Origin of the sequence: Parachlamydia sp., from assembly GCF_050255895.1 — a bacterium.
In the GTDB taxonomy this organism is placed as follows: Bacteria; Chlamydiota; Chlamydiia; order Chlamydiales; family Parachlamydiaceae; genus Parachlamydia; species Parachlamydia acanthamoebae.
In genome coordinates, this window is the sequence record NZ_JBFWIR010000098.1 from 1 (window position 1) to 6,826 (window position 6,826).

At 39.6% G+C, this 6,826-nt stretch carries 8 protein-coding genes and 1 pseudogene; 4 read left to right on the forward strand and 5 right to left on the reverse strand.

The genetic code is table 11. From position 1 onward, the window contains the following. Window positions 1–115 (reverse strand): annotated as a pseudogene (locus tag AB7E63_RS12685) (IS5/IS1182 family transposase); the annotation flags it as partial. Between the two features lie 581 nt (window positions 116–696). On the opposite strand from AB7E63_RS12685, the gene AB7E63_RS12690 reads away from it, so the two are divergent. The 4 genes from AB7E63_RS12690 (at window position 697) to sdhB (ending at window position 4,983) form a co-directional block, all read left to right on the forward strand. Continuing rightward, window positions 697–1,050 (forward strand): hypothetical protein, encoded by a 354-nt coding sequence (locus AB7E63_RS12690; RefSeq protein WP_284452970.1) that lies wholly within the window; start codon window positions 697–699, stop codon window positions 1,048–1,050. A gap of 213 nt (window positions 1,051–1,263) precedes the next feature. Next, window positions 1,264–2,283 carry a succinate dehydrogenase gene (locus tag AB7E63_RS12695; protein WP_006341911.1) on the forward strand — a complete coding sequence of 340 codons (1,020 nt, stop codon included), beginning with the start codon at window positions 1,264–1,266 and terminating at the stop codon, window positions 2,281–2,283. Window positions 2,284–2,296: 13 nt separating this feature from the next. Continuing rightward, on the forward strand, window positions 2,297–4,195 hold the full coding sequence (sdhA, locus tag AB7E63_RS12700; protein WP_006341910.1) for a succinate dehydrogenase flavoprotein subunit: 1,899 nt from the start codon (window positions 2,297–2,299) through the stop codon (window positions 4,193–4,195). Window positions 4,196–4,206: 11 nt separating this feature from the next. Beyond that, window positions 4,207–4,983 carry a succinate dehydrogenase iron-sulfur subunit gene (sdhB, locus tag AB7E63_RS12705; RefSeq protein WP_428419617.1) on the forward strand — a complete coding sequence of 259 codons (777 nt, stop codon included), beginning with the start codon at window positions 4,207–4,209 and terminating at the stop codon, window positions 4,981–4,983. Here sdhB and AB7E63_RS12710 read toward each other — a convergent pair whose 3' ends face one another. The 4 genes from AB7E63_RS12710 to AB7E63_RS12725 form a co-directional block, all read right to left on the reverse strand. Continuing rightward, complete coding sequence (locus AB7E63_RS12710) at window positions 4,984–5,391, reverse strand: hypothetical protein (protein ID WP_006341908.1); 408 nt, start codon at window positions 5,389–5,391, stop codon at window positions 4,984–4,986. Further along, window positions 5,343–5,597 carry a hypothetical protein gene (locus AB7E63_RS12715; protein ID WP_050784576.1) on the reverse strand — a complete coding sequence of 85 codons (255 nt, stop codon included), beginning with the start codon at window positions 5,595–5,597 and terminating at the stop codon, window positions 5,343–5,345. Before AB7E63_RS12715 ends, AB7E63_RS12710 begins: the two co-directional genes overlap by 49 nt. 151 nt (window positions 5,598–5,748) lie before the next feature. Continuing rightward, window positions 5,749–6,597, reverse strand: coding sequence for a heme o synthase (gene cyoE / locus AB7E63_RS12720; protein ID WP_006341906.1), 849 nt, complete (start codon window positions 6,595–6,597; stop codon window positions 5,749–5,751). Then, window positions 6,590–6,826: cytochrome o ubiquinol oxidase subunit IV (locus tag AB7E63_RS12725; RefSeq protein ID WP_428419618.1), on the reverse strand; the 237-nt coding region annotated here is incomplete at its 5' end. The genes AB7E63_RS12725 and cyoE, both read right to left, overlap by 8 nt.

The following is a 6,826-nucleotide window of genomic DNA, read 5'->3' on the forward strand; positions in this document are numbered from 1 at the left end:
ATCCCGAGCGAAGTAAATAAAAAATAGCATCAAGCATCCTGCGCTTTCCGTATTTAGGTTTTCTTACTTTGAGAGATCGCTTTTTCTCAACTATTGGATTTATCAATTCCCATTCTTCATCCCTTAATTCACCAGGCTATCGTTTTCGTTCCATATTTTTTCCTCTATGTCGATAGCAAAAAGGATTAATATACAAAAAGTTAAATTTTTAAAAAACCCTCTAAGAGCTTGCTGACAAACCTAAATTCGGCATTATAACATTAATTTGACATCGCCAAGTAAATGAAAGCTCCTGTAGTAGTCCGATATTACTCAACCTTCTATTATCTACCAAGCCATGCAAATGTTTGTTCAATGAACTATCTTCTTGGCGATACTTTGAATTGCTTATCGATCCTATTTAACTACTTGAAGATCAATCTATAGTTTCTTGTATAAGTTTGTCAGAAAAAGATGCAAAAATAATTTTATGCAATAACACATTACAAAATTAAATTCTTTCATACTCATTAGAGATAGTATTCCATCTTGAATAAAAATGATTATTTTTTTAAGTTGATTTATTTTCATGTGAGCTATATCGTGGCGATAATATTTTTTTGTCTATAACTTTTTGGAGGTACAAATAATATGACGTCACGTATTTCAGAGGGGCCACCGGCTTCAATTTTTTTCGATGAAGAGTCCAAGAAAAAAATGCAAGAAAAAGCAAATGAAAAAATCGATCATATAGTAGCAGAATCTGTAAAGCCTGTATTACATAATGCAGCCGAGGAATGTATGACAAGAGCGTCTCCTTGCATTCGACCAGTTGTCAAAAAATATCTTCTTAAGAAAACACCAAAATACATAAGTCCTTGTGTTGGATCGAGTTACGATACATCCTATGAACAATCTTTTAAATCTGCTAAGAAAAGTGTTCACACAGGACTTGACGCTTCAGCAGATCAATCGGTTAAAATTTCAAAAAATACAATTAATAAAAGTATCGAAAAAAAACCAGAAAGGATGAAAGCTATTTTTTCATTTTTTTTCCCTGAAGAAAGTTAATCTAAATTCAAATATTCCACATTATTTTATGCATAATGTGGAATTATCTTTCCTATATTTTTTATGTATTTGAGCTGTTGAAGTATGAAGATGCGGTTTCATTGATGACTCTCTAAGATTTTTTTAGAATCCATTGACAAAAATCTTCTTGAGAAGAATAAATATGCTTTTATAGAAATAATCTTCACGACTTCGAAGAGGATCTAAATCGCCATGACATGGATAGCTCAAGCACCTCCCCAAGCATTTATTTGGAGAAGATTACACTCTCTTACTGGCGGATGGCTTTCACTTTTTTTAATCGAACATTTGCTGGTTAATTCACAAGCCGCTCTTTTTATTGGAGACGATGGTTATGGCTTTGTTCATGCCGTAAATGCGATCAAAAATTTTCCTTATCTGCCTTTGATTGAAATATTTCTTCTAGGCGTCCCTATTTTTGTTCATTTGGTGTGGGGCATTAAATATTTGCAAACAAGCGCCATGAATTCATTCAAAACAGATGGATCTAAACCCGCGCTATCGCAATATTCTCGGAATCATGCTTATTCATGGCAACGGATTACTTCTTGGATCTTACTTTTTGGCCTTCTCGCCCATATTATTCACATGCGCTTTATCGAATATCCTCTTTCCACGCATGTAGGAACACAAAAACAATATATGGTGCGCCTAAATGCCGATAAAGGACTCTATACGCTGGCTGCGAGACTGGGTGTCAAGCTGTACAACGAAGAGCAAATCAAAATGGAAGAAAAGGTGACGATGAGTCGCGCTCCTAATCGACCTTTGGGTGAAACTTGGAGTGGAATTGCGAGTTCAATTCCACAGATTTTCGAGAAAGACGCTGCAAAAAAAGACGAAAGCCCCCAAATGTTGATTTTTGAACAACAAAAGCAGGAAGAGCTTAAATGGTTAAAAGTCTTGCAAGAAAGATCATTGAAAGACAATGAGGTGATTGCGGTAACTGACAATTTTGGAGTGGCTGAACTGCTCATGGTGCGTGAAACATTTAAAATGCCTGTGATGATTGTTCTCTACACCATTTTTGTTTTAGCTGCCTGCTATCATGGATTTAATGGCCTCTGGACTTTTATGATTTCCTGGGGGGTTACCCTGACGGCTCTTTCACAAAAATATATGAGGCACTTGGCTACGGCGTTGATGGTGATTGTTGCATTTCTTGGAATGGCGGCAATTTGGGGAACGTATTGGATCAATTTGAAGAGTTAAATGGTATCGGTTTATGTCGCATAAAAAATCTCAAAAGAATGTCATTGTTGTAGGTGGTGGGTTAGCCGGATTATCGGCTGCTATGAAGCTTGCTGAAAATGGGTGTCATGTCAAAATTATTTCTGTCACCAAAGTCAAAAGATCACATTCTGTTTGTGCTCAAGGGGGCATTAACGCGGCGATTAATTCGGTGGGTGAAGATGATTCCCCGCTCATTCATGCCTACGATACGATCAAAGGGGGAGACTTCTTAGCTAATCAACCCCCTGTTTTAGAGATGTGTTTGTGCGCGCCTCAGATTATTTATTTAATGGACCGTTTAGGTTGTACATTTAACCGTACTCCTGAGGGGAATCTCGATTTCAGAAGGTTTGGTGGTACGCTCTATAATCGTACGGCTTTTTGTGGGGCTTCTACAGGACAGCAATTACTATACGCCTTAGATGAGCAGGTGCGTCGATATGAAGTCAAAGGATTGGTTGAAAAATTCGAAAACCATGAATTTATGCGCCTTGTTCTAGACGAAGCTGGGGTGACACGTGGTATTGTGTTGATGAATTTATTTAACCTCAAGTTGGAAGTGTTGAAAGCTGATGCTGTGGTGATTGCCACGGGGGGGCCTGGCTTAATCTTTAAAAAATCGACAAATTCGACTTTTTGTACAGGAGCCGCGAACGGCAGGCTATATCGGCAAGGAATGAAGTATGCGAATGGAGAGTTTATTCAAATCCATCCGACTGCGATACCTGGCGAAGATAAGCTGCGCCTAATGTCAGAATCTGCGCGAGGAGAAGGCGGGCGAATTTGGGTCTATGGAGATGCTTCAAAGTCGATTGTGGCTCCTGATGGGCGTACGATTCCATGTGGAAAAACGGGCGAGCCTTGGTATTTCCTAGAAGAAATGTATCCTGCGTTCGGAAACCTTGTTCCCAGAGACATTGGGGCACGTGAAGTTTTACGTGTTTGTGAGATGGGATTGGGTATTAACGGTGAAATGCAGGTCTACCTGGATGTGTCACATCTTTCGGAAGAGCGTAAGCATAAGTTAGAAGCTATTTTAGAGATTTATAAAAAATTCACCGGTGAAGATCCTCGTAAAGTCCCCATGCGCATTTTCCCTGCTGTCCATTATTCAATGGGAGGTGGCTGGGTTGATTGGCCTGCTGTAGACGATCCCGATCGTCATTCTCGCTTCAGACAAATGACTAATATACCAGGTTGTTTTAACGTAGGAGAATCGGATTATCAGTATCATGGAGCAAATCGCTTAGGGGCAAATTCCTTGCTTTCATGCATATTTGGAGGATTGGTAACTGGTGTAGAAGTTCCTAATTATCTGAATTCGTTGAACTCTAACTGGGAAAATATGCCTTCTCAGATATTTGAAAGCACTCTTCAAATCGAAAAAGAACGTAAAGAGGACCTCTTATCTAGAAATGGACCAGAAAACGTGCACCTTTTACATTTAGAATTGTCTAAGTGGATGGTGGATAATGTAACCGTCAAAAGAAATAATACTGATCTTAAACGCACCATGGATAAGATTAAAGAATTGCAGGATCGGTATCAAAGAATTACGCTTGGCGATAAAACGCAATTTGCAAATCAAACGTACGCTTTTGCCAACCAATTTGAAGCTATGCTCGATCTTTCATTGGTCATCACTAAAGGGGCCTTGCTGCGTGATGAATTTCGGGGTTCACATTTCAAACCCGAATTTCCTTATCGAGACGATGAACATTGGCTTAAAACGACCATTGCTACTTTTGATTCGAATCAGGATGAACCCGTTATTTCCTATGAATCGGTCGACACACGCTACTTAGATCCCATTCCACGTGATTACACACAAGCGAAAAAAGTTAAGCCTACTTTGAAAAATGTTCCCAGTGACATCAAGCTTCCTATTTAAATTGAGGTTGTATGGAAAACACTTATATTCTGAAAGTCTATCGAGGCCATCCAGGTAAGCAGTATTGGGAAGAATTTGAGTTAAAATTGGTACCTAGTGCCAACGTAATTTCTGCACTCATGGAAATTCAGTGCAATCCCGTGAATCGTGAGGGAAAAACCGTTGAACCAGTTGTCTGGGAGCAGGGATGTCTGGAAGAAGTTTGTGGCTCTTGCTCTATGCTAATTAATGGATATCCAAGACAAGCATGTACGGCATTAATTCAAACCATTATTGATGAAACGGGCAATCGGACGATTACTTTATCTCCCTTCTCTAAATTCCCTTTGGTAAGGGACTTGATTGTAGATCGTGGGGTGATGTTCGATAATCTGAAGAAGGTACATGCTTGGGTGGATGTGGATAACACCTACAACCATGGACCTGGACCAAAGATTGATCCACGCAAACAAGAAGTGATGTATTCCTTGTCGACATGTATGACATGTGGATGTTGCGTGGAAGCTTGTCCTCAGGTGAATGAAAATTCAAAATTCGTCGGACCTCAAATCATGGCGCAAGTGCGTTTGTTTAATGCGAATCCTGTCGGAAAATATCAACGGCAAAAGCGGTTACGACCTTTGATGGAAGAAGGGGGGGGTTCGGATTGTGGAAATGCTCAAAACTGCGTACGTGTATGCCCAAAAGGAGTGCCTTTAACGGATTCGATAGCGGTTGTGGGTCGACAAGTGACCATGCAAGCTCTGAGAGATGCCTTTAGTTTTCCCGATACGGAAGAGTATAAATAATTAGCCGAGTTCAAAGGTTGTGACCCCAAATGTTTTTTCAATCAGCTGTTTGGGGGGGTGTTTGTTGTACATCCTTGCTGTTTCAAAAACCGGATGCAGATGGACTTTTTCTGCCAATTTAAGAGCTTCGAGATTGATTTCAGGGACATCCAGAAAAACGGGGGCGTTGTCAGCAAAACGGCAAAGCCCATAATAAATTTCCAAGGCAATTTCTAAATTGTCAGCAAATAAAGGGCCGATTTTATAACCATTATAACATTGGCGAATAACTCCATATCCTTTCACTTGATTTTGATGCATCTTTGTCAAAGAGGTAGCATTTGGCATCTGGATCCATTCTTGAAGAAATTTTTTTCTTTTTATACCCCATATACATGCATCATATTCCAAAATCTTTTCAAAGGGCATCTGATGGAGATCAACCAAATGTGTGGCAATTGGATATGGCAACCTATGATATCTCCTTCAATCGTGCCAATAAAAAAACCATCTGAATCAGTTTGATAAAAAGGTGTCGCGTCGTATAAACCCGGATTCCAATTTTCGGCTTTTGCTTGAGAGATGATAAATTTCATCTCCTCAAATGTTGCTTTTGAAATGGAAAAATCAGACATATTACATTTCATGTGGTTTTGAAAGCTATAAAGGGGCAAATTCTTCATGGATGAATGTTTCTAACCGCATTTAGCGATTACACGAATCTTTGCCCCTTTGTTCAATAAATGATTGGCAACCGAACTTTTTGCGACCACGTAGATAGTTTGCCTAAGAGACAATATCAAAAGGGATCACAAGACATAGTGAGATAATCATGAGCAAGGAAAGTTGGTACATCTTTTTCCCCCATAACTGATCATTTTGGTTTTTAAAACCTTGCATACTAAGCCAAATCCAAGCAAGACCTACTAATGTGGTCACTGCTAGATAGATGTACCCTGTATAGTTGAAAAAGGTAAGCATCACAGCTGCCAATACAAAACTAATGACATAGATGATCATATGGATCTTTGTTCTAGAAATTCCTTTTACAATGGGGAGAACAGGAATCCCTGCTGCGGAATAATCATCAAAGTGATAGAGGGCGATCGCAAAAAAATGGGGCATTTGCCATAACACCAACAAAGTGAAAAGAATGGTTGCTCCCATATCGAAATGGTTGCTAACGGCACAATATCCAACCACAGGCGGTATCGCTCCAGCGACACTTCCAATGGCTGTTCCATAAATAGTGTGGCGTTTCCAAAGGCTATAGAGAATGACATATACAAAGAATCCGAATGCAGCCACATACACCGTTAAGAGATTCGTAAAGAAATAGAGGATGGCTGTCCCCAGAATTTCGAGTAGGGTTGCAAAAAGGAGGGCATTGCGGGGGGAAATAAGGCCCGTTACAAGGGCTCGGTTCTTTGTTCGTTCCATTTTTTTATCCATTTGGCGATCGATGTAATTATTAAACACACATGCGGATGCCATAATGAGAGAAAGTCCAAAAAGAGTTTCAAAGAAGAGCAAGAAGTCGATTGTTCCTTTTGATGCTAGCAAAAAACCAGCAGCAAGTGTGACAAGGTTCCCTAAGACAATTTTTGGCTTAGTTAATAAATAGTAATTAATCATGACTCATTCCCATTGCTATATCTGACATAACGCGATCATTTAAATCGTACATGATCCACAAGGATCCCAGAGCGATAATTAGTAAGACTAAAAACATAAAGTAGAAAATGATGGTTTCCCAACGTGGTTTCGTATCTTGCCCAAGATGCAAAAAGTAGCGCAATTGAATAACAGCTTGGATAAGGGCTAATCCCACTAGTGTATAAGCACGAAAGCGACCAGAAAGGAT

Excerpts from the sequence above, each read along its gene's own strand:
- AB7E63_RS12690 (WP_284452970.1), top strand. The coding sequence starts at position 697 with ATGCAAGAAAAAGCAAATGAAAAAATCGATCATATAGTAGCAGAATCT.
- AB7E63_RS12695 (WP_006341911.1), top strand. The coding sequence starts at position 1,264 with ATGACATGGATAGCTCAAGCACCTCCCCAAGCATTTATTTGGAGAAGA.
- sdhA (WP_006341910.1), top strand. The coding sequence starts at position 2,297 with ATGTCGCATAAAAAATCTCAAAAGAATGTCATTGTTGTAGGTGGTGGG.
- sdhB (WP_428419617.1), top strand. The coding sequence starts at position 4,207 with ATGGAAAACACTTATATTCTGAAAGTCTATCGAGGCCATCCAGGTAAG.
- AB7E63_RS12710 (WP_006341908.1), bottom strand. The coding sequence starts at position 5,391 with ATGCCCTTTGAAAAGATTTTGGAATATGATGCATGTATATGGGGTATA.
- AB7E63_RS12715 (WP_050784576.1), bottom strand. The coding sequence starts at position 5,597 with ATGTCTGATTTTTCCATTTCAAAAGCAACATTTGAGGAGATGAAATTT.
- cyoE (WP_006341906.1), bottom strand. The coding sequence starts at position 6,597 with ATGATTAATTACTATTTATTAACTAAGCCAAAAATTGTCTTAGGGAAC.